Genomic DNA, 22,104 nt, shown 5'->3' with positions numbered 1-22,104 from the left:
CGATTGATCGTGGAAAAGAACACCTGGCCCCCAGGCCTTACCATTTTGTAGCAAGCGCTCTACCACCACCCTGTCAGCCCGGCGCATTCTACTCGAATTCGCCATCCGTGCAAGCTCTTATTTTCGCTAACTTCTTGATTTACAAGAGGTTTCGCTAAAGGCCTGCGCCGGAGAAGGTGCGCATTATAGGCACTGGAAAACTCACGTCAACGCTTGTTTTCAGGTTTTATTCGATGCAGTCGATGAGAACTGCCAGCACATGCGCAGAGGCCACCGACTTTCTATAGTAAGCATCCAGGTTTCTTCTAACCAGACGTTGCACGCTTTACACTTATATATCCTCCGCGAATCTGCCCAGATGGCCTTCATGCCCCATACAAATACCGAACCGCTTGACCTACTTCTACTGCCTACCTGGCTTGTTCCAGTAGAACCGGCCGGTGTCGTCCTCAAGAATCACGCGCTAGGCGTTCGAGATGGCCGTATCGTACTGATGGCTCCACGCGAGGAGGCCGTTCAATACGTCGCCCGAGAAACCCGGGAGCTTAGCGGGATGCTCTTGGCGCCAGGCTTGGTTAATGCCCACGGCCACGCGGCCATGACCCTGTTTCGCGGACTTGCGGATGATCTCCCGCTGATGACCTGGCTTCGCGACCACATATGGCCGGCGGAAAGCAGATGGGTCGACGAGGCATTCATTCACGCGGGAAGCGAGCTGGCCATTGCTGAACAACTACAAAGTGGCATCACCTGTTTCTCCGATATGTATTTTTTCCCTGAGGTGGTCAGCCAACTTGTTCATAAGCATGGGATACGAGCGCAAATAACCATTCCTATATTGGACTTCCCTATTCCGGGAGCTCGCGATGCCGACGAGTCCCTGCGTAAAGGCGTCGCACTATTCGATGATCTCAAGCACCACCCGAGACTGAGCATAGCCTTCGGTCCACATGCGCCCTACACGGTCGCAGACGATAAGCTTGTCAGCATTCGCACCCTTGTTGCTGAGATGGACATCGGCATTCATATGCATGTCCACGAAACGGCACACGAAGTCGAGGAAGCCGTGATAGAACACGGTGAGCGCCCCCTGGCTCGTCTGGCCCGTCTTCAACTCCTCGGGCCACGTTTTCAGGCCGTGCATATGACTCAGGTGAACGACGACGACATCGCCCTGCTTGTTGAGCACAACTGCAGCGTCATTCATTGCCCGGAATCCAACCTGAAGCTAGCCAGCGGCTTTTGCCCCGTCGAGCGGCTTTGGGAAGCTGGTGTCAATGTCGCCATAGGGACGGACGGCGCGGCGAGCAATAACGATCTCGATCTGCTGGGTGAAACCCGTACCGCAGCGCTGCTTGCAAAGGCCGTTGCAGGCTCAGCCACAGCACTCAATGCTCATCGCGCGTTACGCATGGCCACCCTTAATGGTGCTCGTGCGCTTGGGCTTGACGAGCACACCGGCTCACTAGAGGTGGGGAAGTATGCTGATATGGTGGCCTTCGACTTATCGCGCCTGGCGCAGCAGCCTGTTTATGATCCAGTCTCTCAACTGATCTATTCCAGCGGTCGAGACTGTGTTCGTCATGTATGGGTAGGCGGGAAACAATTGCTCGACGACCGCAAGCTCACACGTATTGATGAGGAACGCGTGATAGCCACGGCCAAAGAATGGGGCGAAAAGATAAGCTCCAAATAAATCACTTTAGCGAGCGGCCATCTTCACGCCGCGACGAACTGACCTACGCGAAGCGCCCCATCTGGAGCGCTTCGTCTGACGGAAGCTGGCACCATTAGCGATTACCGCTCAAGCTTCTCCCTCAAGCTTTTAAACGGAACAGACCATGAGCAATGTCGACCACGCTGAGATCGCCAAATTCGAAGCCCTGGCTCACCGCTGGTGGGACCGCGAAAGCGAGTTCAAACCGCTGCATGAGATCAATCCGCTCAGAGTCAACTGGATCGACGAGCACGTGTCGTTGGCGGGTAAAAATGTTCTGGACGTAGGGTGCGGTGGCGGGATCCTCAGTGAAGCCATGGCCCAGCGTGGCGCCACAGTGACCGGGATCGACATGGGGGAAGCGCCGCTTTCCGTAGCTCGGCTGCACCTGCTTGAGTCCGGCCTGGAAATCGAGTATCGCCAAATCACGGCTGAGGCAATGGCGGAAGAGCAACCAGAGCAGTTCGATGTCATCACGTGCCTGGAAATGCTTGAGCACGTACCCGACCCCGCCTCGGTTATTCGCGCTTGCTACAAAATGGTAAGGCCTGGGGGCCAGGTGTTCTTTTCCACGATCAATCGCAATCCCAAGGCATACGCCTTCGCCATCATCGGTGCGGAATATGTGCTGCAGCTGCTACCGCGGGGTACTCATGACTACCGTAAATTCATTCGACCATCGGAGCTTGGCGTCTGGAGCCGTGATGTCGGCCTCAACGTTAAGGACGTTATTGGTCTTACCTACAATCCGCTGACGAAACACTACAAGCTATCGCCCGACGTGGATGTTAATTACATGATCCAGACTGTTCGGGAGGCCTGATGCGTTTGTGCGCAGTCTTATTCGACATGGATGGCACTCTACTCGACACCGCGCCTGATTTCATCGCGGTCGCCCAAGCCATGCGCGTTGCTCGCGGCCTTGACAGAGTTCCGGATCAACAGGTCCGAGACGTAGTCTCTGGCGGCGCTCGAGCAATGGTACTGAGCGCCTTTGACGTCGACCCGATGTCCGGGGAATTCGAAGCGTTGCGACTGGAATTCCTGGATCGGTACCAAAACCACTGCGCCGTTGAAAGCCGGCTGTATGTCGGCATGGCTGAGCTGCTCGACGAAATCGAGCAAGCGGGCCTGATATGGGGGGTGGTGACTAACAAGCCGTTGCGCTTTGCGGATCCGATCATGCATCAGCTGGGCCTGGCATCGCGCTCCGCTGTGCTGGTATGCCCAGACCACGTTACCAATAGCAAACCTGATCCAGAGCCGATGACACTGGCCTGTAGTCAGTTGGGTATGAATCCCGCGAACGTACTGTTCGTAGGCGATGACCTACGCGATATCGAGTCCGGGCGAGCCGCAGGCAGCCGCACGGCTGCGGTGCGTTACGGCTATATACATCCGGACGACAACCCCGACACCTGGGGTGCGGATTTCGTTGTCGACCACCCGCTCGAATTGCGGGCTTGCTTCAACAACGTTTCACGCAATAACTGACCCCCCTTCTCTTTCTTTCCGATTTCGACGGTGGGCTTTCGCCCACATTCTGCATATGAGGCTTCAGATGTTCCAGTATTCCGCCCGCCCTGACCTGCTCAAAGGTCGGATCATTCTGGTTACCGGCGCTGGCCGGGGAATTGGTGAAGCAGCTGCCAAGGCCTATGCGGCTCACGGAGCGACTGTCCTGCTGCTAGGCAAGAACGAGGAAAACCTAAACCGGGTTTACGACGAAATAGAGGCTGCCGGTTGCCCACAACCGGTGGTGATACCGCTGAATCTGGAAACTGCGCTGCCGCACCAGTACGACGAACTCGCCGCGACCGTCGAACAAGAGTTCGGCCGTCTTGATGGCGTGCTTAACAATGCAGGCATCGTTGGGCCGCGCACACCCATCGAACAGCTATCGGGTGAAAACTTCATGCGGGTCATGCAGATCAACGTCAATGCCGCATTTATGCTGACCAGCACATTGCTGCCTCTACTCAAGTTATCTGACGATGCTTCGGTGGTATTCACGTCGAGCAGCGTCGGACGCAAAGGACGCGCGTACTGGGGCGGTTATGCCGTATCCAAGTTCGCTACGGAGGGTCTAATGCAGGTGTTAGCGGACGAGCTCGAGGACACCGGAAACGTTCGCAGCAATAGCATCAATCCGGGGGCGACCCGTACCGATATGAGGGCGAAAGCCTATCCCGGCGAGAACCCGAACGTGAATCCGCTGCCTTCTGACATCATGCCGCTCTATCTATACCTGATGGGACCGGACAGTCTCGGCATCAATGGGCAGGCTCTGGAAGCCCAATGATGCAAATTGGTAAGAGGCGCCTGTTTTCCGGCGCTTCGCTTGGCCGCGACATGTCAGTTTGGCATCATTCCGCCGTTTCGCTGGCAACTGTTTGCCGATCATAAATCAAGAAGATCGTATCTTGTTGATTTATAAGGTAATAGCTAGTTGGCATCAAATTCGCTATAGAACCTTCATCAGCGCAAGTTGCGTTCCGAGGTTCATCTCATGCTGCCCAACAAACAGGACCACACCACAGTAAACATCCGCACCGCTCGCGATCGGCGACTGGACTTTAATAGCGGCCGAGCAGCAGCGACATGCCAGCGCACTCTTTCCGATTTATTGGTCAGCCTCCCATTGCGCCTGCAAACCAGCCTGGAAGTTGACCGGCTATTGGGCTTTTTCCTCGAAGAGGTCAAGCATCTGCTGCCGTTGACTGGTCTTTCCTATCATCACGCCGGCGCCGGCTTCGCACTCGGGCTCGGGCTCGGGCTCGGGCAAGAAGGCAATAATGCCGAAGTCAGCTACTCGCTTACTCAACAAGGCGATTGCATTGGTGAACTCAACCTGTTCAGTAATGTGAGCCTTTCCGAGCAGGTGCTGGATCAGCTTGAGCACCTAATCAGCTGCTTGCTATTCCCGTTACGTAACGCTCTGCTGTACCGCCAGGCCATTCAGGCCTCGCTCAAGGATCCACTGACCGGCGCGGGTAATCGCATAGCGCTGGAGCAGGCGCTGCTTCGTGAAACCGAATTGTCGCGTCGCCACGAACAGGCGCTGTCGATCGTCATGCTAGACATGGACCACTTCAAGACCCTAAACGATACATATGGGCATCAGGCTGGCGATGCAGCACTAAAAGCAGTCGCGCTACTGCTCAGAGAACAGTTGCGCAATGTCGACATGGTTTTTCGGTTCGGCGGAGAGGAGTTCGTTCTCGTGCTTTCGAACACCGGGTTGGACGCGGCTGCGGTCGTGGCTGAACGCATCAGAGCTGCAGTACAGACGCTTTGCTTGCTCGTCGGCGACAAACAGGTTCGCCTTTCAGCCAGTCTCGGGTGCGCAACTTTTCGGCAAACCGAGTCTCACGAGGAACTGTTGAAGCGCGCTGACGATGCCTTGTACCAAGCCAAACGCGACGGCCGTAACCTGACGCGTATGGCTTCGGCTTAAGAGACGGCCCTGCAGCTGCAAAAAAAGGCGGGGCCATTACGGCACCGCCTTTATCTACTCTAACGCGACAACCCTACGGACGCTTGCCGCGGTCACCGCGCCCGAAACCAGGACGCTGGCCTTCGGAGGCCGGCGGGCCGCCGCGCTTGGCAGGCGCTGGCTTGCCACGATTGCGGCCTGCGGCGCCGGGGCGCTCAGCAACAGGTGTGCCGCGGCTCGGCTTGCTGCGCTCGTCAGCATCACGCGGCTTGCGCGTCGACTGATCGTCACGGGAACGACGACCTTTGTCGCCACCGCTCGGCACGTTGGCCTCATGGGCAGAGCGCAGGACCCGAGGCTTGCGGTCACCACGTCCGATGGGTTTGGCCACCTTGCGCTGCATGCGGTCCAGCTTGTCCTTTGTCTTGGCCTTCATACCCGGTAACGCGACCGGTTTGAGACCAACCTCCTCACTGAGGATGTCGACTTCACTTTGAGACATTTCGCGCCAGCGGCCCATAGGCAGATCAGACGTCATAAACACCGGACCAAATCGCACCCGCTTCAGACGGCTGACAATATCGCACTTACCGATGGTAATGGAAATGATTTAATCAATAATCTGGCTGCCGAAAATGGTGGCGAGGCTAAGCTGAAACTGACCAAGGCGATAGAAAATGCCTTAACTCAAAAAGTGAACAACGTTTTAGACGGACCCTACGATCCGACTCAATACAAGGTAGCGGTAACAGCTACCCTTAATACAGATGCCGTAAAACAAGAATCAACCCTATATATTCCCTCTGAAGATGGCGAAAATTCGGGAGTTATCAATCAGGATTCTTCCAGCCTGGTTATCAATAATGCCGATGGCATCGCCGGCGGCATTGCCGGGGTAACCGGCAATACCGATATTACTACCTATGCAGAAGGACTCCTCGAAAACGAGGGGATTATTACCGGGATTCAGGAAAACACAAACTATTCTGTTAGCCAGGAAATTACCCAGACCGAAAAACTGGATCCGGCGATCGAAACGGTCTCGATCGGGATTGCTATTGATGATCCGGCGATGACCCCGGTGGCGCGGGAAAACCTGATTCAGCTGGTCGCCTTTGCAGCCGGTGTCCCACCACAAAGCGTTACCGTACGTAACTTTGAGTTTGCTCAATTGGAAGAAGAGCTGGATGAACCGCTGTTTACACCGCAACAGTTACTGGTATTTGGCGGTATCGGCGCCGGTGTGCTACTATTACTGTTGTTACTGCTATTTATTCTTACCAGAGGTAAAAAGAAGAAAGCTGATGGTAAAGCAAAGAAGGGCAAACGTGGGAAAAAAGGCATCGACGAAGCCTTTGCCTCTGATGAAGATTCTGAAACAGATGATTTATTTGGAGCGCTGGCAGCTGATCGATTAAATCCGATTGAACCAATTCATCCTCTTAAGGATGATAAAAAAGAAAAAATCAAAGAGTTTGCCTCTACAAATCCGGAAATTGCGGCGCAGTTATTTAAATCGTGGCTAAAAAATGAAAGTGAATAGATCAGAATTTTTGAAGGAAGTTGACTAATATGGACGTTACCTTAACACCACGACAAAAAGCAGCCCAGGTGGTTATTTCACTGGGTGCAGATATTGCTTCCAATATATATAAACACTTACAAGAAGAAGAAATAGAAATCTTGACCTATGAGATCACCCGCCAGGACAGTGTTCCACCAGAGGTGGCAGACCAGGTTATCGATGAATTCTACGGTCTTTGTGTGGCTCAAAAGGTATACATTGAAGGCGGAGTTAACTATGCCCGAAATGTGCTGGAAAAGGCTTTTGGAGTGCAACAGGGCAGTGCCCTGCTGGAGCGGGTAACAAAAACGCTTAGGACAAAGGCCTTTGAGTTTATTCGCAAAGCCGATTACAAAAATCTGATGAACATGATCATGAATGAGCATCCTCAGACCATTGCCCTGGTTTTGTCCTATGCCAGGGCTGATCAGGCCTCAGCCATTATTTCGGAATTACCCAAGAGTATTCGGGTCGAAGTTGTCGAGCGGATTGCCAGGATGGATCGAACCTCTCCGGAAATTATCAGACAGGTTGAAACCATTCTTGAACGTAAATTTGAGTCGGTTGTTTCCTTTGACTTACTGGAAGTTGGTGGGATCAACTACATTGCTGAGATTATGAACAACATCGATCGTGGGACTGAAAAATACATCTTCGATGAACTCAGTAAAAATGATGCCAAACTTTCTGAAGAAATTCGTAAGCGGATGTTCGTCTTTGAAGATATTGTTATTCTTGATTCAATGTCGATTCAGCGGTTCTTACAGGAAATTGATACAAAAGAAATGTCGGTTGCCCTTAAGGGCGCAAACAAAGCCGTTGCTGATATTATTTTTGTCAATATGTCCCAACGAATGGGTGAAACGGTTAAGAGTGAGATGGAATTCTTGCATAATGTCAGGGTTCGGGATGTCGAAGAAGCGCAGCAGAAAATTGTTTCAGTAATCAGAAGACTGGAAGAAGAAGGCGAAATTGTAACGTCTAAGGGTGGAAAGGACGAGATCATTGTCTAGTATTGTAAAAGCTAAATGGGTGTCTCAAATTAGTACGCCAGTGGTTCTGCCGGTTGTGGATCATGACGAAGCGGATAACGACAGCGAAGACCAGTTAGATTATGACCCAGTAGTTGCTGATGAACAGGTTGAACAGGATGACAGCGTTGAAGCCATGCATGCTGCCAATGAACTGATGAAAGAAGCAATCAAAGCCAGTCAGGAAATTAAAGAAAAATCTCAGGAAACCGGTTATCAGGAGGGTTTTTCTCAGGGCTATGTGACTGGTCACGAAGAAGGACTCAAGGATGGCACCCGCGAAGGCTTTCAGGCTGGTCTGAGAGAAGGCTTAAATGAAGGTACGTTACAGGCGGCGGGCGAAATCGAAAGCAAGCTACAAGAAATCGATATGCTTCTTGAAGTAATTCATACCGAGCGGCAGCAGGCGCTTGATCATCAGCAGAAAGAGCTGCTAAGCATTGCCTTTGAAATTGCCAAGAAAATAATGAAACATCAGGTTGCGGAAGATCCGGATCTGTTTTTGCGATTCTTTGATGAGGTTATTCATGGGGATGAAGAGGATCTTAAAATTTATTTATCAGAAAACCAGAAAACCCTGGATCTTCATATCAACAAAACAATGACTGAAAAACTAAAGAAACTTTCAAAAAAATCCAAGGTGATTATTCTTAAGGATGATGATAAGATCATGGTGGAAAGCAATGATTCGGTCATCGATATGAGTCTGCCAGTACAATTGGAGCAATTAGAGAAAGCCGTCGAGCAAAGTTCGTAACGGGAGGCGAAAATGAATACATCGGAGATTTGCAAAGCCATTCAACGGGCAGAAACCTATCACTATTTCGGGAAAATTGAAAAGGTCGTCGGAATGATGATCGAGTCGGTTGGTCCTGAATGCAGTATTGGGGATTTGTGCAAGATATTTGATCAGAATGCAGACCGTTATATTTTAGCTGAAGTGGTTGGTTTTCGTGGCAATAAGGTTTTATTGATGCCTTACGAAGAACCAGAAGGTATTAGTTTTGGAAATATTGTCGAACCGACCGGTTCTTCCCTGAAAATAGGCGTGTCGGATAGTATGATTGGCCGGGTTGTCAATGCCATGGGGGAACCCATCGATGGTGGCGGCCCGATTTTAAATACTACCCCCTACGACATTCAGAGCGCTGGGGCAAACCCCTTTTCAAGACCATGTATTGACGATATCCTGGAATTTGGGGTAAAGGCAATAGATGGTTTATTAAGCATTGGCAAAGGCCAGAGAATGGGTATCTTTGCCGGTAGTGGTGTCGGCAAAAGTACCCTGATGGGGATGATTGCCAGAAATGTCAAAGCCCAAGTTAACGTCATTGCCCTAGTCGGTGAGCGTGGCCGGGAGGTGCGCCAGTTCCTTGAAAATGACTTAGGTCAGGAAGGTCTGGAGCGTTCGGTGATCGTGGTGGCGACCTCCGATCAGCCCCCCATGCAGCGGATGAAATGCGCCTTAACAGCTACCACCATTGCCGAGTATTTTAAGGATCAGGGTAATGATGTTCTGCTGATGATGGATTCACTGACCCGCTTTGCGATGGCGCAACGGGAAATTGGGCTGGCTACCGGGGAACCCCCAGTAGCTCGCGGTTACACCCCCTCTATTTATGCGATGATGCCAAAACTGCTGGAACGCAGTGGAAATTTTGAAACCGGTTCGATAACCGGCATTTACACGGTGCTCGTTGAAGGTGACGACATGAATGAACCGGTCGCCGATACGGTTCGGGGAATCATCGATGGCCATATTGTGCTGTCCCGGAAGATTGCCGCTAGAAACCATTACCCAGCCATTGATGTGCTAAATAGTGTCAGCCGGCTGATGGCCAATATTGTCAGTAGAGATCAGCTGGAAGCGGCATCTTCGATGCGTAATATGATGTCTGTCTATGATTCCAACTACGATCTGGTCAGTATTGGTGCCTATAAAAGTGGGAGCAATCCCTCGCTAGATATTGCGATTAAAAAAATTGCCGGCATCAATCAATTTTTACAACAGAAGGTTGATGAAAAGTGCTTTTATGATGAAAGTATCGAAGCGATGAAGAAGGCGGTCTTATGAAAAAGTTCCAATTCCATTTAGGAAAACTCCTTTCTTATAAAGATCAGAATCTGGAAAATGAAATGATGATATTGGGTGGCCTGACCAGACAACTCAGTGATGAAATGGACAAACAGCTGGAACTCGAAGATCAGCTGGAAAAAAGCCAGAAAAATTACGAACGTGATATGGCCGCTTCGATCACCGCGACCGCCTGTCAGGTCTATCTTCATTATATGTCCTTTTTGAAAGAACAGATAAAAATTGTTGAAAAAAGAATCGATGAGATTACTGAAAAAATAGATATTCAAATTGAGGTCGTTAAGAATTTAAAACTAGAGACCCGTTCACTGGAAATTGTAAAAGAAAACCGATACGATGAATACAAAAAAGAAATGGTCAAAGAAACAGAAAAAGCGATGGAAGAATTTATAACCACCAGCAAAATTATGAAGGATGGCTCATGACCAATAAATAAATCAGAAGAGAAGTAAATCAATCAAAGAAAAGCGAAAGAGGTGCAAGGATGAGATATGATACAATCATAGTGGGAGCCGGTCCGGCCGGATTAGCTGCGGGAATATACGCGGCCAGGGGAGCCCTTAAGGTACTGATTATTGAAAAAGCCGGCATTGGCGGTCAGATCGCCACCAGCTGGGAGATCGAAAACTATCCCGGTTCCCCGCCAGACAGTACCGGACCTGGTCTGACCGAGCGGATGCGCCAGCAATGTGAGGAGTTCGGGGTCGAGTTTGCCACTCGAACCTATTTTGGTTCAAAGAAAACAGAAACTGGATTTATCGTCGAAACTGACACCGATAGTCTCGAGACGCGCACCATTATCATGGCCACCGGAGCCGAACCAAAACTGATTGGTTGTAAAGGTGAACGAGAATTGCGGGGGATGGGGGTTTCCTATTGTGCCACCTGTGATGCCAACTTTTTTAAAGGCTTAAAGGTTGCCGTCATTGGCGGTGGCGATACAGCTTTGGAAGAAGCCCTCTACCTGACAAAATTTGCCGCTGAAATTATCATTGTTCATCGCCGCGATGAGCTCCGTGGAGCTAAAATTCTGCAGCAGCGGATCAAGGAAAATGAAAAGATTTCGCTATTGCTGGATTCAGTCGTGGAGGAGATTAAGGGTAATGGTTTAGTTGAAGGCATTGTTGTTAAAAATGTCAAAACCGCAGAATTGACGGAAGTTGCCTTGGACGGAGTTTTTGTCTTTGTCGGTCAGAAACCAAATTCAGAGGCATTTGCCGGCCAACTCGCACGTGATTCACGGGATTATTTAATTACTGATGATGAAATGCGTACGAATATAGCGGGGATCTTTGCTGCTGGTGATGTCCGCCGCAAATCACTGCGACAGGTTGTCACGGCCACCGCCGATGGTGCCATTGCTGCCGTAAATGTGATCAAATACATTGAAGAACTTAAGTAGATTGTGATATGATTAGGACTAACGAAAGTTAGTCTTTGCTTGGGACTCCCGTACCGATCAATTGTTAATCTGTTGTATGCGCGCAGCTCGGACACTGATAAGAAATGAAATTTCTTATCAGTCGTGGGCAGTCGCCAACTACAAGCGAGCTTGTGATTGGCTCACTGCTAACACGCAGGCTATCGCCATGTCCGTTCTGAGGCACACAACATGATGTAACAATTGTCGGTACTGCGATCGTTATCCAGGCAACCAGGACCAACAGTTGTTGGTCTTTTCTTTTTTATTAAGAGAAAAATAAAACAGTCAGGTGAAAAATGAATATCAAATTTGATTTAAATATGAACCAAACTCAAAAACTGATCATGACTCAGGAAATGCGTCAATCCATTGAAATTCTTCAGCTGACGGTGATGGAGCTTAATGGTCTGATCGAAACTGAAATCATGGAGAATCCGGTGCTGGAATTTAATGAGGTGTCGATCAAAGAGATAGTTCCCATTAGTGAGGATGGCGGACCGCTTAAGGGCGAACTGGTTAAAGAAGAACCGGTTCCGGAACAACAGCCCAAAGAGGAGATCCAATGGGAGGAGTATTTCCACAGTATGGAGAATGCGGACTATCGGGGACAGGTTCAAGCAAGTGCCGAACCGGATGATGAATACGGCTTTGAAAAATTCACTGCCAATGAGAAAACCCTCTATGAATACCTGCATTTTCAATTCAAGATGCTTAAAAAAAATCTCACTGATCAGGAAAAACGGATTGGCGAGTACCTGATCGATTGCATCGATGACAACGGTTACCTGATAATTGACATGGACTATGTCATGAGTATTTTAGAAGTTCAAGAAGCATGCATCCAAAAGATGATTGGCATCATCCAGGGCTTTGATCCGTGTGGGGTAGGATGCCGCAATATTGAAGAGTGTCTATTGATTCAGCTGCGGCAAATGGGGTATGACGATGATGAAGTGTATCTGGATATCGTTAAAAACCATCTGCTCGATTTGGCTGATAACCAATTTAAGCGAATCGCCCAGGATACCGGCTTAGCAGTTGAGGATGTCTATGAATTTAAAGAGGTGTTAAAATCACTGGAGCCTAAGCCCGGACGGGAGTTTTCCAGTTCAGAACGGGTTTCTTATGTTATTCCGGATGGTAGCATCGAAATTGTCAACGGTGAGCTGGTGGTCAAGGTCAATGATGTGTCAGCGCCGCGACTGCGGATCAATAACTATTATAAGGGCTTGCTTAAAAATCCTGATAAAAATGATGAAACCAAACTTTATCTGGAGAAAAAGCTTGATAGTGCAGTGTTTCTGATAAAAAGCATTGAACAGCGGCGAGACACCATCAAAAAAGTGATTAACGCGATTGCCGAGTCCCAACGCAGCTTCTTTTTTGAAGGGGTCGGGGATCTGCGTCCTTTAACTCTGAAAACAATTGCCGAGATGATTGATGTCCACGAGTCAACAGTCAGTCGGGCGATTCGGGGGAAATATATTCAAACCCCCAAGGGTACCTTTGCGCTGAAGTTTTTCTTTAAACGCGGTTTTGCCCAGGGACAAGAAGACCGTTCTTCCGATGCGATTAAGCAGCTTATCCAGGAATACATTGAAAAGGAAGATAAGAAAAGGCCCCTAAGCGATCAAAAAATTTCGGAATTATTACAGCAAAAAAATCTTGATGTGGCCAGACGCACGGTTGCCAAATATCGGGAAGCGCTTTTGATCCAACCATCTTCAAAAAGAAAAGAATATCGGTAGACCATCAACCAAAGACTAATCACTTTCAAAGACGCGCAGATCCTGAAAAATCGGGCTGGGATTTTCTTTCAGTTTTTAGTCTTTTTTAACTTGTGTTTAAATTTAAAATGGGGTATAATGAATTTGTCCCAGCGGGACAAAAGCGAGCATGTATCCGAAAGAAGGGTGATTCTGTGTCAAATCAATTAAAAATTAGTAAGGAAGTCATTGAACTTCAACAGCTAGTCGCTCCGGAAGTGAATCGTCTCATTGAAATGCGTTACAATATTTTGTCAACCATCAGCAGTGAGCAGCCAATCGGACGGAGAAATCTTGCATTTGTTCTGGATATGAGTGAACGTCAGGTTCGTAATGAAATCGACTTTTTTCAGGCTCAAAAGCTGGTTTCAGTGGAACGGCAGGGAGTTGTCATCACTGAGGCTGGAACAGCAGCGCTGATCCAGTTAAAAAGCCTGCTCTACACCTACAATGGTCTGGAACAGCTCGAAAAAGAACTGATGGATCATCTCCATCTCAAACGGGTAATCATTTGCCCCGGCGATATGGATATGAATTATGAGGTGTTGCGTTTTATGGGACGGTCTGGCGCAAAATATGTCTTGTCGGTAATGAAGTACAAGGATACCCTGGCTTTGACCGGTGGGAGCTGCACTGCAGCCGTAGCCGATGAAATGCGGGAAGCCTTTTATCCCGATGTTTATGTGATCCCAGCCCGCGGCGGGATCGGCAAGAGCCATTCTACCCAGGCCAACAACGTGGTCGCCGAAATGGGCCTTAAGCTGCATTCAAACTATGAGCTTTTACACCTGCCCGATAATATCGATAAACGATTATTAGAAGCATTAAAAGATTATCCCGAGATAAAAAGGGTATTCAATAAAATGGATAACATTGATATTTTTATTTTTGGATTGGGTCGCGCTGATGTCTTGGCCGACTGGCGAAATCTGGCTGCTGCCGAAAAACGCAAAATAATCGAGCAGGGCGCGGTGGCAGAAGCCTTTGGTCATTACTTTGACATTAACGGTCAGGTGATTTCACCATCGAGTACCATCGGTATTGGTATTGATAATTTCAAAAAAATACCCCATGTAATTGCGGTGGCCGGCGGGGTTACTAAGGCCGAGTCGATTATTGCGGTCAGTCGGATTCGCAAAAACATTGTGCTGATCACCGATGAAAGTGCCGCCAGAGAGATTTTAAGAAAGTTGCAAACCACGTCAGAGGCAAAATGAATCGCTTCTGACTGAGTATAAATTGAGAATACATTATTTTAAGGAGGCAGATAATATGTCTGTAAAAGTAGCAATTAATGGTTTTGGAAGAATTGGTCGTTTAGCATTCAGATTAATGGCAGATAACAAAGCGTTTGACGTTGTGGCTATCAATGATTTAACCGATGCAAAAACCTTAGCGTACCTGTTAAAATATGATAGTGCCCAGGGTAAATTTAAGCAAGATAGCATCGAAGTTAAAGATGATGGCATCGTCGTGGATGGAAAAGCGATCAAAATTTACTCTGAAAGAGATCCTGAAAACCTGCCTTGGGGAAGTATCGGTGTCGATGTTGTGATCGAATGTACCGGTTTCTTTACCGATAAAGACGGGGCTGGTAAACACATCAAAGCCGGCGCAAAAAAAGTGATTGTTTCTGCTCCAGCCAAAGGTGATGTTAAAACGATCGTCTTTAATGTCAACGAAAACATTCTTGATGGTACTGAAACAGTTATCAGCGGTGCTTCTTGTACCACCAACTGTTTAGCACCAGTGGCCAAAGTATTAAACGACAGCTTTGGTTTAGTCAGCGGATTAATGACCACCGTTCATGCTTACACCAATGACCAGGCCACCCTTGATGCACCACATAAAGATTTGCGACGAGGCCGTACTGCCGCTGCAAATATCGTCCCTACTTCCACCGGTGCCGCTGCCGCAGTTGGCAAGGTATTACCAGCCCTGAATGGCAAACTGGACGGATTTGCGCTACGGGTACCGGTTGTCACCGGCTCACTGGTTGACTTAACCTGTGTTCTGGAAAAAGACGTAACCGCCGATGAAATCAATGCCGCTCTTAAAGCAGCAGCTAACGAATCGCTAGGATACAACGAAGAACAGGTCGTTTCCACCGACATCATTGGGATGTCATACGGATCATTATTCGACGCAACCCTAACCCGGGTGATGAATGTCGAAGGCGGAAAACAACAGGTCAAAGTGATTGCCTGGTACGACAACGAAATGTCCTATACAGCTCAACTCGTCCGTTTAGCCGAGTATGTCTCGACAAAATTTTAATCAACCAAACCCTGATCAACAATTATGATCAAATAGCTCACTAAATATAAATAATACTAATCAAAAAACTTTTCAGAAGCTTTTGCAAAACCCTTGCATGAGCTTCTGAAATTGTTTATAAAGAAAATATCGCAACAAAAGTGATTAGAAAAGATGAAGTAGTACCGACAATGACCTAGGGGTCAGACCCTTGTTATATCATGTTGTGACCTAGGGGTCAGACCCTGTGCATCTGAGCGGACACGGCGTAGCCTGTCCGAGTCAGCAGCATACAACAGATTAACAATTGATCGGTACGGTAGTACAGCGATACACTTGAAACGAGAAAATTATAAACCGAGAGGATAAGAATATGAGTAAAAAAACAGTATCTGATCTTGATTTAAGAGGAAAAAAAGTTTTAATGCGAGCCGACTTTAATGTGCCATTAGATGAAAACGGCGTCATTACTGATGAAACCCGAATCACCGCAGCTCTGCCAACAATAAATTATATTTTGGAGCAAGGCGGAGCACTGATTCTAATGTCCCATATGGGCCGACCCAAAAATCAGCCCAACCCTAAATATTCGCTGGAACCGGTAGCGAAAAAGTTGTCTGAACTCCTAAAAAAAGAAGTGATCTTTAATGATGATGCCGCAGTGACCGGATCATTAACCGTAGCCGCAGCGGCTGGCCTTAAAGCCGGCGATGTGATGCTGCTTCAGAATACCCGCTTCCGAGCTGAAGAAGAGAAAAATGACCAGGGCTTTTCCAAAGAGCTGGCACAATTAGGTGATCTTTTCGTCAATGATGCCTTCGGAACCGCCCACCGGGCTCATGCCTCAACGGTCGGCATTGCCGAGTTTTTACCCGGCGTGTCAGGCTTCCTGATTCAGAAAGAGCTGGACTTTATGGGCAAAGCCCTGGACAAACCGGAACGTCCCTTTGTGGCGATTCTCGGTGGCTCGAAAGTTTCGGACAAGATTGGTGTGATCAACAACCTGCTAGAAAAGGTCGATACCCTGATCATCGGTGGCGGAATGGCCTTTACCTTCTTAAAAGCCCAGGGTTACGAAATCGGAAAATCGCTATTAGAAGAAGATAAAATGGACCTGGCCAATGAGTTAGTCGCTAAAGCCAAGGCCAAAGGGGTTAACCTCTTATTACCAGTGGATGTCGTCGCCGCCGAAACCTTTGCCGCCGATGCCCCATTTGTAGTTGTCGATATCAATGCCATCCCAGCTAACACTTTGGGACTAGATATCGGCCCAGTGTCAGCAGCCGCCTTTACAAAGGTGATCGCGGAAGCCAAAACAGTGATCTGGAATGGTCCAATGGGTGTTTTTGAAATGCCAGCCTTTGCCAAGGGCACCGAAGCGGTAGCAAAAGCGATGTCAGATTCTGATGCCATTACCATCATCGGTGGTGGCGATTCTGCCGCAGCGGTTAAAATCCTCGGCTATGAAGACGGGATGAGCCACATATCCACCGGCGGCGGCGCGTCACTAGAATTCCTTGAAGGAAAAAAACTGCCAGGTATTGAAATCTTACAAGATAAGTAGAAGGAGAAGATGATGCGAAAACCAATTATTGCCGGAAACTGGAAAATGAATAATGATCTGTTTGAAACTGAAAAATTGATGAATACCCTGTTGCCACTAGTAGCCGGGGCAACCGCCGAGGTGGTTTTTTGTCCCACCTATATCGGTCTGCAAAAAGCCGTCGAAATGGCCAAAGACTCGAACGTCGGCATCGGCGCTCAGAATATGCATTTTGAAAAAAGCGGCGCCTTTACCGGCGAAATATCCGGGGAAATGCTTAAGGCCATCGGCGTCCAATATGTCTTAATCGGACACTCAGAAAGACGCGAATACTTTAACGAGACCGACGAAACCGTTAATAAAAAAGCCGTTAAAGCGCTGGCACTGGGGATCACCCCAATCGTCTGCTGCGGCGAAACTTTGGCAGAACGAGAAGCCGGAAAAGCCGAAGCCAAAGTTGTCGGACAGATGGAAGCTGGACTAAAGGGGATAGCAGATATCACCAAGGTGGTCATTGCCTACGAACCGATCTGGGCGATCGGTACCGGTAAAACCGCCAGCAAAGAAGAAGCCAACGAAGCCTGTGGCTGGGTCCGTCAAACCATCGCCAAAATGTTTGGCGAAGACGCCGCCCAAAAAGTCCGGATTCAATACGGCGGCTCAGTTAATCCCGAAAACATCAAAGACCTGATGGCAATGGACAACATCGACGGCGCCCTAGTTGGCGGCGCCTCCCTCAAACCAACATTCTCGGAGATTGCAAAGTTCTAAATTGCAATCTGGCAACGAAGCAAAGGGGGACGGTCTTTCTTGAAGCACAGAGGGACGGTTCTTCTTGTGTCAACTCGATTCTTTTCCCAGAAGACACAGGTAAGCAAAGGGGGACGGTTTTTCTTGTGTCAACCCAATTCTTTTTCCTAGACGACACAAAAGAACCGTCCCCCTGTGCGATCCCCCCTGTGCGTCCCCTAATTGAAATTTTTACCGAAAGGTGTAAACATATGAATAAAAATTTAACAGCCCTGGTGATTCTGGATGGCTACGGCTTTAGCAGATGTACTGAGGGCAATGCCGTGCTACAGGCCCAAACACCGTTTCTAGATGCCATCGATCAGGTCTATCCCCAGACCCTAATCACCGCCAGCGGCCTTGGCGTTGGTCTGCCTGAAGGTCAGATGGGTAATTCCGAGGTCGGCCATTTAAACCTGGGAGCCGGTCGGATCGTCTATCAGGAACTGACCCGGATTACCAAATCGATCGAAGATGGCGACTTTTTTACCAACCCAGCCTTCCTCGCTGGCATTAACGCTGCCAAACAAAAGGACGGCGCCCTGCACCTGATCGGTTTATTGTCCGATGGTGGCGTTCACAGCCATGAATGCCATCTTTACGCATTACTTAACCTGGCCAAAAAACAAGGCTTAAAACGGGTTTATGTCCACTGTCTGATGGATGGTCGGGATACCGCCCCAAATAGCGGCATCGGCCATATCAAATCGTTAGAAGCCAAAATGGCTCAATTGGGAGTCGGCGAAATAGCCACCATCATCGGCCGCTACTATGCCATGGATCGCGATAACCGCTGGGAACGGGTTGAGACAGCCTATGATGCGATGACTGCCGGAATAGGCGTTCATGCGGCGTCGGCAGTCCAGGTCATGGAAGAAACCTATGCGGCTAAAATTACCGATGAGTTTGTTTTACCAACGATCATTGAAACCATTGCTGACAAATCGATCAAGGCCAACGATACGATGATCTTCTTTAATTTTAGACCCGACCGCGCCCGCGAACTGACCCGCGCCTTTATCGATCCGGACTTTAACGCGTTTGAACGCAAAACTGGCTTTCTGGGTTTGGAATTTGTCACCATGACCCAGTACGATAAATCCTTTGAAAATGTATCAATCGCCTTTAAGCCGGTGACCATCGATAATACCCTGGGTGAATATTTAAGCAAGCTCGGCATTCCCCAGCTGCGCATCGCCGAAACCGAAAAGTACGCCCACGTCACCTACTTCTTTAATGGTGGATTGGAAAAACAATATCCCCTGGAAGATCGCATCCTGATCCCCTCACCGCATGTGGCAACCTATGATATGCAGCCGGAGATGAGTGCCTATGAGGTGGCCGACAGAGCGGTGGCAGCGGTTGAAAGCGAAAAATATCAGCTGATGATCCTGAATTTTGCCAATGCCGACATGGTTGGTCACACCGGTATTTTTGAAGCCGCCGAGCAAGCTGTTCAGGTGGTCGATGCCTGTGCCCAAAAAGTTATCACGGCCATTTTGGGTAAAGGCGGCAAGGTGATTGTCACGGCTGATCATGGCAATGCCGAGAAAATGATCGACTATGAAACCCATATGCCCTTTACTGCCCATACCTCCAATCAGGTCAAGTGCATTCTGCTTGGCGATGGTCAGGTGACGCTGCGAGATGATGGCCGTCTGGCAGATGTCGCGCCCACCTTGCTGGATCTGATGGGACTGCCGAAACCGGCTGAAATGACTGGTGAAACGTTGATTAAGGGAGAATAAAGTAAAAATCTGAAAGCTGTGACCGTTTACATAGGAAAAGTCTCGACTGAGACTTTTTTTATGATTGAAAATGTTTTTTGGTTGTGATATTATAACGTGCACGATTATTTACGGAGGTGATACTAATGAAAGAAGCTTTACTGGTCGTTTTACTGATTTCCAGCATTGTTTTGATTGCTGCGATACTTTTATCGCCGGGCAAAACAGCCGGAATGTCAGGAGCCATCGCAGGTGGTGCGGAGACCTTATTTGGAAAGAAAAAAGCAAAGGGATTTGAAGGTGTCTTGGAAAGAGCTACCAAAATTTCTGGCATTTTATTCATGTTGTCGGCATTCGTTTATTCAATCGTATCATAACAGGCATCTGAATTAGAGGGATGCAAAAACTTACAGGGGGAAATTGAGAATGGAATTATTGTTTCTGGCTCCAGCTATTGGAGTCGTGGCGTTGCTTGTTGCGCTCGTTTTTGCAAAACGCGTAACTGCAGTAGACGCCGGCACCGACAGAATGAAGGAGATCGCGGGATATATCCACGAAGGTGCGATGGCATTCTTAAAACGTGAATATAAAATGATCGCAATCTTTGTGGTTGTCTTATTTGTTATTTTGACGGTAACACCGGGCCTCGGTATTATGACCGCAATTTGTTTTCTGGTTGGGGCTGTCTTTTCAATCCTGGCGGGATTCTTTGGGATGCAGGTTGCCACCAAAGCCAACGTTAGAACAGCTAATGCGGCCAAAACCAGCGGGATGAACAAAGCCCTTTCAGTGGCTTTTTCCGGCGGTGCCGTAATGGGTATGTGTGTAGTTGGCCTGGGTTTACTGGGAGTCAGTGCCCTGTACTTAATCTTTGGTGATGTTACCGTTGTCACCGGTTTTGGTCTGGGTGCTTCTTCAATCGCTCTGTTTGGTCGTGTTGGTGGTGGTATTTATACTAAAGCAGCTGATGTTGGCGCTGACCTGGTTGGTAAGGTTGAAGCCGGTATTCCTGAAGATGATCCCCGGAATCCAGCGGTTATTGCTGATAACGTTGGTGATAATGTTGGTGACGTTGCTGGGATGGGTTCGGATTTATTTGAATCTTATGTGGGATCGATTATTTCTGCGATTACCCTGGGGGCATTGGCACTTAAAGATTTTGACGGCGTACTGTTTCCGATGATGTTAGCGGCTATTGGTATTTTTGCCTCCATTATCGGTACTTTCTTTGTTCGTGGTAAAGAAGGCGGAAACCCGCAACGGGCGCTGGATATGGGTACCTATGTCAGTGGGATTATTGTTGTTGTTGCTTCTTACTTTTTATCTGACTATTTTACAAAAGGAACCGAGTATCAGTATGCATTTGTTGCAATAATCGCCGGTTTGGTAGTTGGTATCGTAATCGGTAAATTAACCGAGTATTACACCTCAGAACATTACAAACCGGTTCAACACATTGCGCAGCAATCAGAAACCGGTGCCGCGACCACCATTATCAGTGGTTTGGCAGTCGGGATGAAATCGACCATGTTCCCGATCTTAGCGATGGCAGTAGCGATTTTTGTTGCATACTCGGCTGCAGGTCTTTTCGGGATTGCCTTAGCAGCGGTAGGGATGCTGTCCACCTGTGGGATGACCATTGCCGTTGATGCTTACGGCCCGATTGCCGATAATGCCGGCGGGATTGCCGAAATGGCCGAAATGCCTAAGGAAGTTCGTCAAATTACCGACAAGCTCGATGCAGTTGGTAATACCACCGCCGCCATTGGTAAAGGTTTTGCCATTGGTTCAGCGGCTTTAACGGCTTTAGCCTTGTTTGCTTCTTATGCTCAAGCAGTTGATTTAGCCAGTATTGATATTTTAAATCCTAATGTTATCATCGGTTTATTTATCGGTGGGATGTTGCCATTTTTGTTCTCTGCTTTAACGATGGAAGCCGTTGGCTCAGCAGCCAATGAAATGATCGAAGAAGTTCGTCGTCAATTCCGGGAATTTCCAGGTATTATGGCTGGAACTGAAAAACCGGATTATGCCAAATGCGTTGATATTTCGACTGCGGCAGCGCTTAAAAAAATGATTGTGCCTGGTTTAATGGCAGTAGTAGCGCCTTTGGCCATGGGTCTAATCCTTGGTGCCGATGCCTTAGGGGGATTATTAGCTGGCGCTCTGGTTACCGGGGTATTAATGGCCATCTTTATGGCTAATGCCGGTGGTGCCTGGGATAATGCCAAGAAATTTATTGAAGGCGGCGCTCACGGCGGAAAAGGCAGTGATGCTCATAAAGCAGCCGTTGTTGGTGATACTGTTGGGGATCCATTTAAGGATACTTCCGGACCTTCGATCAATATCTTAATTAAACTGATGACCATTGTATCATTGGTATTTGCACCATTGTTCTTAATCTAAAGCAAATCACAACAGTAAATAAAATAAAACCAAGACCTGAATGCAGCTTACTGCATTCAGGTCTTTTTTTTTAGGGTTAGTTTAGCAAAGGGCGACAGTAAGGTAAGCAAAGGTGGATCAAAGGGGGACGGTTTTTCTTGTGTCAACCCTATTTCTTTTGTCATTCATATTTTCCTTGATCGATGTTAATTTGGTGGAAATGGGTAAAACCCATATCCGTATTTATTGTTCTTCGTTGAATTCTTGTTCTATTTTTTCGACAAGTCTGCAATCCCAACAAATACATATTGTCTTTATGAAGACAATATCAAGGCATCCGCAGATTTCACCCTAAAAGAATTTATCAAGATG

At 48.3% G+C, this 22,104-nt stretch carries 20 protein-coding genes; 19 read left to right on the top strand and 1 reads right to left on the bottom strand.

The window, feature by feature from the left end; translation table 11 throughout:
• Nucleotides 1-259 precede the first annotated feature (259 nt).
• The 5 genes from QZ998_RS14005 (at nucleotide 260) to QZ998_RS13985 (ending at nucleotide 5,174) form a co-directional block, all read left to right on the top strand.
• Nucleotides 260-1,696, top strand: coding sequence for a TRZ/ATZ family hydrolase (locus QZ998_RS14005; protein ID WP_366512461.1), 1,437 nt, complete (start codon nucleotides 260-262; stop codon nucleotides 1,694-1,696).
• A 145-nt stretch (nucleotides 1,697-1,841) separates the two neighbouring features.
• The gene (ubiG, locus tag QZ998_RS14000; protein ID WP_296561454.1) at nucleotides 1,842-2,540 is read left to right on the top strand and encodes a bifunctional 2-polyprenyl-6-hydroxyphenol methylase/3-demethylubiquinol 3-O-methyltransferase UbiG; all 699 of its coding nucleotides are present in this window, start codon (nucleotides 1,842-1,844) and stop codon (nucleotides 2,538-2,540) included.
• Nucleotides 2,540-3,211 carry an N-acetylmuramic acid 6-phosphate phosphatase MupP gene (mupP, locus tag QZ998_RS13995; protein ID WP_296561453.1) on the top strand — a complete coding sequence of 224 codons (672 nt, stop codon included), beginning with the start codon at nucleotides 2,540-2,542 and terminating at the stop codon, nucleotides 3,209-3,211. The genes ubiG and mupP overlap by 1 nt, the downstream gene beginning before the upstream one ends.
• 67 nt (nucleotides 3,212-3,278) lie before the next feature.
• Entirely contained in the window at nucleotides 3,279-4,019 is a 741-nt protein-coding gene (locus tag QZ998_RS13990) for a YciK family oxidoreductase (RefSeq protein WP_296561452.1), read from the top strand.
• Nucleotides 4,020-4,226: 207 nt separating this feature from the next.
• Nucleotides 4,227-5,174 carry a GGDEF domain-containing protein gene (locus QZ998_RS13985; protein ID WP_296561451.1) on the top strand — a complete coding sequence of 316 codons (948 nt, stop codon included), beginning with the start codon at nucleotides 4,227-4,229 and terminating at the stop codon, nucleotides 5,172-5,174.
• Nucleotides 5,175-5,247: 73 nt separating this feature from the next.
• Here the strand turns inward: QZ998_RS13985 and QZ998_RS13980 are convergent, their stop codons facing one another.
• Nucleotides 5,248-5,655 carry a hypothetical protein gene (locus QZ998_RS13980; RefSeq protein ID WP_296561450.1) on the bottom strand — a complete coding sequence of 136 codons (408 nt, stop codon included), beginning with the start codon at nucleotides 5,653-5,655 and terminating at the stop codon, nucleotides 5,248-5,250.
• Here QZ998_RS13980 and QZ998_RS13975 point away from each other — a divergent pair.
• The 14 genes from QZ998_RS13975 (at nucleotide 5,647) to QZ998_RS13910 (ending at nucleotide 21,753) form a co-directional block, all read left to right on the top strand.
• Nucleotides 5,647-6,696: a flagellar M-ring protein FliF C-terminal domain-containing protein gene (locus tag QZ998_RS13975; protein ID WP_296561449.1), complete on the top strand. Its 1,050-nt coding sequence runs from the start codon at nucleotides 5,647-5,649 to the stop codon at nucleotides 6,694-6,696. The two genes, QZ998_RS13980 and QZ998_RS13975, sit on opposite strands and share 9 nt — an antisense overlap.
• A 29-nt stretch (nucleotides 6,697-6,725) precedes the next feature.
• Nucleotides 6,726-7,730, top strand: coding sequence for a flagellar motor switch protein FliG (gene fliG / locus QZ998_RS13970; protein WP_296561448.1), 1,005 nt, complete (start codon nucleotides 6,726-6,728; stop codon nucleotides 7,728-7,730).
• Nucleotides 7,723-8,505: a FliH/SctL family protein gene (locus QZ998_RS13965; RefSeq protein ID WP_296561447.1), complete on the top strand. Its 783-nt coding sequence runs from the start codon at nucleotides 7,723-7,725 to the stop codon at nucleotides 8,503-8,505. Before fliG ends, QZ998_RS13965 begins: the two co-directional genes overlap by 8 nt.
• 12 nt (nucleotides 8,506-8,517) lie before the next feature.
• Nucleotides 8,518-9,822, top strand: coding sequence for a flagellar protein export ATPase FliI (gene fliI, locus QZ998_RS13960; protein ID WP_296561446.1), 1,305 nt, complete (start codon nucleotides 8,518-8,520; stop codon nucleotides 9,820-9,822).
• Entirely contained in the window at nucleotides 9,819-10,268 is a 450-nt protein-coding gene (locus QZ998_RS13955; RefSeq protein WP_296561445.1) for a hypothetical protein, read from the top strand. Before fliI ends, QZ998_RS13955 begins: the two co-directional genes overlap by 4 nt.
• A gap of 59 nt (nucleotides 10,269-10,327) precedes the next feature.
• Complete coding sequence (trxB, locus tag QZ998_RS13950) at nucleotides 10,328-11,245, top strand: thioredoxin-disulfide reductase (RefSeq protein ID WP_296561444.1); 918 nt, start codon at nucleotides 10,328-10,330, stop codon at nucleotides 11,243-11,245.
• Between the two features lie 317 nt (nucleotides 11,246-11,562).
• On the top strand, nucleotides 11,563-13,014 hold the full coding sequence (rpoN, locus tag QZ998_RS13945) for an RNA polymerase factor sigma-54 (RefSeq protein WP_296561443.1): 1,452 nt from the start codon (nucleotides 11,563-11,565) through the stop codon (nucleotides 13,012-13,014).
• A 173-nt stretch (nucleotides 13,015-13,187) separates the two neighbouring features.
• On the top strand, nucleotides 13,188-14,249 hold the full coding sequence (locus tag QZ998_RS13940) for a sugar-binding domain-containing protein (protein ID WP_296561442.1): 1,062 nt from the start codon (nucleotides 13,188-13,190) through the stop codon (nucleotides 14,247-14,249).
• 55 nt (nucleotides 14,250-14,304) lie between these two features.
• Nucleotides 14,305-15,309, top strand: a complete 1,005-nt coding sequence (gene gap / locus QZ998_RS13935) for a type I glyceraldehyde-3-phosphate dehydrogenase (RefSeq protein WP_296561441.1) — start codon at nucleotides 14,305-14,307, stop codon at nucleotides 15,307-15,309.
• Nucleotides 15,310-15,661: 352 nt separating this feature from the next.
• A complete protein-coding gene (locus QZ998_RS13930; protein ID WP_296561439.1) occupies nucleotides 15,662-16,852 on the top strand; it encodes a phosphoglycerate kinase in 1,191 nt (396 codons plus the stop codon).
• A 12-nt stretch (nucleotides 16,853-16,864) separates the two neighbouring features.
• The gene (gene tpiA, locus QZ998_RS13925) at nucleotides 16,865-17,602 is read left to right on the top strand and encodes a triose-phosphate isomerase (RefSeq protein WP_296561438.1); all 738 of its coding nucleotides are present in this window, start codon (nucleotides 16,865-16,867) and stop codon (nucleotides 17,600-17,602) included.
• 230 nt (nucleotides 17,603-17,832) lie between these two features.
• Complete coding sequence (gene gpmI, locus QZ998_RS13920) at nucleotides 17,833-19,368, top strand: 2,3-bisphosphoglycerate-independent phosphoglycerate mutase (protein WP_296561436.1); 1,536 nt, start codon at nucleotides 17,833-17,835, stop codon at nucleotides 19,366-19,368.
• Between the two features lie 125 nt (nucleotides 19,369-19,493).
• The gene (secG, locus tag QZ998_RS13915) at nucleotides 19,494-19,724 is read left to right on the top strand and encodes a preprotein translocase subunit SecG (protein ID WP_296561435.1); all 231 of its coding nucleotides are present in this window, start codon (nucleotides 19,494-19,496) and stop codon (nucleotides 19,722-19,724) included.
• 49 nt (nucleotides 19,725-19,773) lie between these two features.
• Nucleotides 19,774-21,753: a sodium-translocating pyrophosphatase gene (locus QZ998_RS13910; RefSeq protein WP_296561434.1), complete on the top strand. Its 1,980-nt coding sequence runs from the start codon at nucleotides 19,774-19,776 to the stop codon at nucleotides 21,751-21,753.
• Nucleotides 21,754-22,104: the final 351 nt, after the last annotated feature.

The organism is uncultured Acetobacterium sp., from assembly GCF_927416815.1.
In the GTDB taxonomy this organism is placed as follows: Bacteria; Bacillota; Clostridia; order Eubacteriales; family Eubacteriaceae; genus Acetobacterium.
The sequence above is the reverse complement of the archived record's forward strand: the minus strand, read 5'-3'. Positions and strand labels throughout refer to the sequence as shown.

Excerpts from the sequence above, each read along its gene's own strand:
- QZ998_RS13930 (WP_296561439.1), top strand. The coding sequence starts at position 15,662 with ATGAGTAAAAAAACAGTATCTGATCTTGATTTAAGAGGAAAAAAAGTT.
- mupP (WP_296561453.1), top strand. The coding sequence starts at position 2,540 with ATGCGTTTGTGCGCAGTCTTATTCGACATGGATGGCACTCTACTCGAC.
- QZ998_RS13990 (WP_296561452.1), top strand. The coding sequence starts at position 3,279 with ATGTTCCAGTATTCCGCCCGCCCTGACCTGCTCAAAGGTCGGATCATT.
- QZ998_RS14005 (WP_366512461.1), top strand. The coding sequence starts at position 260 with ATGCGCAGAGGCCACCGACTTTCTATAGTAAGCATCCAGGTTTCTTCT.
- ubiG (WP_296561454.1), top strand. The coding sequence starts at position 1,842 with ATGAGCAATGTCGACCACGCTGAGATCGCCAAATTCGAAGCCCTGGCT.
- trxB (WP_296561444.1), top strand. The coding sequence starts at position 10,328 with ATGAGATATGATACAATCATAGTGGGAGCCGGTCCGGCCGGATTAGCT.
- QZ998_RS13985 (WP_296561451.1), top strand. The coding sequence starts at position 4,227 with ATGCTGCCCAACAAACAGGACCACACCACAGTAAACATCCGCACCGCT.
- tpiA (WP_296561438.1), top strand. The coding sequence starts at position 16,865 with ATGCGAAAACCAATTATTGCCGGAAACTGGAAAATGAATAATGATCTG.
- rpoN (WP_296561443.1), top strand. The coding sequence starts at position 11,563 with ATGAATATCAAATTTGATTTAAATATGAACCAAACTCAAAAACTGATC.
- secG (WP_296561435.1), top strand. The coding sequence starts at position 19,494 with ATGAAAGAAGCTTTACTGGTCGTTTTACTGATTTCCAGCATTGTTTTG.
- gpmI (WP_296561436.1), top strand. The coding sequence starts at position 17,833 with ATGAATAAAAATTTAACAGCCCTGGTGATTCTGGATGGCTACGGCTTT.
- QZ998_RS13910 (WP_296561434.1), top strand. The coding sequence starts at position 19,774 with ATGGAATTATTGTTTCTGGCTCCAGCTATTGGAGTCGTGGCGTTGCTT.
- fliI (WP_296561446.1), top strand. The coding sequence starts at position 8,518 with ATGAATACATCGGAGATTTGCAAAGCCATTCAACGGGCAGAAACCTAT.
- QZ998_RS13980 (WP_296561450.1), bottom strand. The coding sequence starts at position 5,655 with ATGTCTCAAAGTGAAGTCGACATCCTCAGTGAGGAGGTTGGTCTCAAA.
- fliG (WP_296561448.1), top strand. The coding sequence starts at position 6,726 with ATGGACGTTACCTTAACACCACGACAAAAAGCAGCCCAGGTGGTTATT.
- gap (WP_296561441.1), top strand. The coding sequence starts at position 14,305 with ATGTCTGTAAAAGTAGCAATTAATGGTTTTGGAAGAATTGGTCGTTTA.
- QZ998_RS13955 (WP_296561445.1), top strand. The coding sequence starts at position 9,819 with ATGAAAAAGTTCCAATTCCATTTAGGAAAACTCCTTTCTTATAAAGAT.